This window comes from Streptomyces sp. SPB074 (assembly GCF_000154905.1).
Classification (GTDB): Bacteria; Actinomycetota; Actinomycetes; order Streptomycetales; family Streptomycetaceae; genus Streptomyces.
On record NZ_GG770539.1, the window covers coordinates 6100076 to 6102847 of the forward strand.

The following is a 2772-nucleotide window of genomic DNA, read 5'->3' on the forward strand; positions in this document are numbered from 1 at the left end:
CCCCCCGCTCCCCGGACCCCGCGCGCCACCGTCCGGGCCCCCGCGCCCCGCCCGGCCCGTACCGCCGCTCGGAGCAGCCCCGTACCCCTCAGAGGTCCAGGCCAATATTGGTGCGCCCACCCGCCAGGGAAAAGCTGGTCCCCGGGGTCCGCGGGGGTGATAGTGGCCCCTGACGCGCGCCTGTCCGCCCCGGCACCGCGCCCGTGCGGCGGGCCGCACCGACCACAGAGATGGACCCACACAGATGGGGGACCCCCACCCATGACCGGCTCCACATCGCGTCGTACCGTCCTCACCGCGGCCGTCGCCGTCGCCGCCGGCGCCGCCGCCTCCGGGCCCGCCCTCGCGGCGGACCGCTCCGGCGAAGGCCGCCACCGCCCCCCCGCCAGGACCGCCGAGTACCACGGCTTCACGCGCGCCGCGGACTGGCGCTCCGGCCGCGCCGAGGGCGTCCGCGTCCTCACCGGCCGCCGCCCCGGCCTCACCCTCGCCCACGCGGCCGGGGAGCGCGACTACGCCGACCCGCACCTCAAGACCACGACCCGCTACGAGTACGCGCGCTGGACCTCCCCGCGCCACCGCCTCGCCGTGCCCGCGACCGAGGTCATCGCCTCCTGGAACGCCGACACCCCCACCGGCACCTGGATCGAGGTGGAGGTCTCGGGAACGTACTCGGACGGCGCCGAGACCCCCTGGTACGTCATGGGCCGCTGGACGGCCGGGGACGACCCCGAGAAGGACATCCGCCGCACCTCCGTGGACGACCAGGGCGACGGCCGCAGCAGCGTGTGGACCGACACCCTCGCCATCGACGACGCCGCCTCCGGGCTGCGCCTGGCCTCCTACCGCCTGCGCCTGAGCCTCTACCGCCGCCCCGGCACCCGTCCCGCGCCCACCGTGTGGCGCCTCGGCGCGATGGGCTCGGACGTCCCCGACCGCTACACCGTGCCCGCCTCCACGCCCGGCCCGGCGGCCGAGCTGACCGTGCCCCGCTACTCCCAGGAGATCCACTCCGGGCAGTACCCGCAGTACGACAACGGCGGCGAGGCGTGGTGCAGCCCCACCTCCTCGCAGATGACCATCGAGTACTGGGGCCACGAGCCCAGCGCCCGGGACCTCGCCTGGGTCGATCCCTCCTACGCCGACCCGCAGGTGTGCCACGCGGCCCGGCAGACCTTCGACTACCAGTACGACGGCTGCGGCAACTGGCCCTTCAACGCCGCCTACGCCGCGACGTACCCGGGCCTCCAGGGCGTCGTGACGCGCCTCGGCTCGCTCGCCGACATCGAGACGCTCATCGCCGCCGGCATCCCCGTCATCACCTCCCAGTCGTTCCTCAAGACCGAGCTGACGGGCGCCGGGTACGGCACCGCCGGGCACCTCATGACGGTCATCGGCTTCACCGCCTCGGGCGACGTCGTCGTCAACGACCCCGCGTCCCCGGACGACCCCGCGGTGCGCCGCGTCTACCGGCGGTCCGAATGGGAGACGATCTGGCTCAGGACCAAGCGCAAGACCGCGACCGGCGCCGACGCGAGCGGCACCGGCGGCGTCTGCTACCTCTACTTCCCCGCCGAGCCGAGCCCCCGCCAGCGCGCGGCTCTCGCGGCGGTGGGAGTGCGCTGAACCGGGGCGCGCGAGCGCCGTACGGGCAGCGGGCCGGCCCCGCCCGTACGGCGCTTCCGCCCCCCGCCCGGGGCCCGTGACGTGCGGCGATCCTTCCGGCATACTGCCACCGCCCGGCCCCCCACCCGCCTCCAGCGGCGGGCGCGCACTCCCGCGAGACCCGCGGCGGCGCGCGCGGCCCGGGCACCCACGAGGCAGCGCCGCCTCCACCCCCGGTGAGCGCTGCCCGCGCCCCACAGGGAGGGATGGCACGTATGCCCGCAGAGATCCGGCGGCCCGTGGAACGGGACCTGCCCACCGAGGAGGCCGGGGAACTGATCGCCCTCGTGCGCGACATCGCGCGCAAGGAGATCGCCCCGCACGCGGCGGCAGAGGAAGAGGAAGGCACCTTCCCGCGCGCCGCATTCCGCCTCCTGTCCGACGCCGGGCTCCTCGGACTGCCCTACGCCGCCGAGTACGGCGGCGGCGAGCAGCCCTACGCCGTCTACCTCCAGGCCCTCGAAGAACTCGCCGCAGCCCGCCTCACCGTGGGCGTCGGGGTCAGCGTGCACGTCCTGTCCTGCCACGCCCTCGCCCTCCACGGCACGAAGGAGCAGCGGGCCGCCTGGCTCCCCGGGATGCTCGGCGGCGGACTGCTCGGCTCGTACTGCCTCTCCGAGCCCACCGCGGGCTCGGACGCCGCCGCGCTCAGCACGAAGGCCGTCCGCGACGGCGAGGACTGGGTCCTGACCGGTACGAAGGCGTGGATCACGCACGGCGGGATCTCCGACTTCTGCACCGTCCTCGCGCGCAGCGGAGGGCCCGGCGCCAAGGGCGTCACCGCCTACCTCGTCCCGACGGACGCGGAGGGGCTTCACGCGGCCCCGCCCGAGCGGAAGATGGGCCTCAAGGGCTCCCCGACCGCGCAACTCCACTTCGACGGGGTGCGGGTGGCCGACGCGCGCCGTATCGGCGCCGAGGGCGAGGGCTTCTCGCTCGCGCTCGACGCCCTCGACGCGGGCCGCCTCGGCATCGCCGCCTGCGCGGTCGGCCTCGCCCAGGCGGCGCTCGACGCGGCACTGGACCGGGCCGCCGAGTGGCGCCAGTTCGGCCGCGCGATCGGCGACTTCCAGGGCCTGCGCTTCCTTCTCGCCGACATGGCCACCG

Annotated in this window: 2 protein-coding genes; both read left to right on the forward strand. The window is 75.8% G+C overall.

Annotated elements, in window-relative coordinates:
* The first annotated feature begins 261 nt into the window (after positions 1-261).
* The gene (locus SSBG_RS25885; RefSeq protein WP_008749009.1) at positions 262-1626 is read left to right on the forward strand and encodes a peptidase C39 family protein; all 1365 of its coding nucleotides are present in this window, start codon (positions 262-264) and stop codon (positions 1624-1626) included.
* A 254-nt stretch (positions 1627-1880) separates the two neighbouring features.
* Positions 1881-2772 (forward strand): acyl-CoA dehydrogenase family protein (locus SSBG_RS25890; protein ID WP_037870648.1); only part of this gene is annotated, 892 nt, incomplete at its 3' end.